The sequence below is a fragment of the Streptomyces pseudogriseolus genome (genome assembly GCA_002154585.1).
Lineage (GTDB): Bacteria > Actinomycetota > Actinomycetes > Streptomycetales > Streptomycetaceae > Streptomyces > Streptomyces pseudogriseolus.
The window spans coordinates 359-659 of sequence record MUNG01000659.1; the positions used below are offsets into that span (position 1 = coordinate 359).

At 80.7% G+C, this 301-nt stretch carries 1 pseudogene; it reads left to right on the top strand.

Annotated features, from left to right (window positions below):
• A pseudogene (locus CCN29_RS36675) lies at positions 1 to 301 on the top strand (cellulose-binding protein); the annotation flags it as partial.

Below are 301 nucleotides of genomic sequence, written 5' to 3' on the forward strand. Positions count from 1 at the left end.
GCCGCCGCCGCGCCGCCGAGGTGCGGCTGGGCGCCGGGCACCCGCACGGCGCGGACCCGGACACCGACGAACCGGCCGCCGGTCGGGGCCGCACGACGCGGGTCGTCCGGCACGGGCCCATGGCCGCGGCCGTCCTTGTCTCGCTGCTCGCCCTCGCGGTGTCGTTGATGCCGTTCGGGGACGGTGGGGACGGCGGGACGGCCGCCCGCGACAACGACCGCGGCGGTCCGGTGGCCGCACCGGTCCCGTCCCTGCCGCCGGCCGGTACGGCACCCTCCGCCACGGCGACCCCCGGTTCACC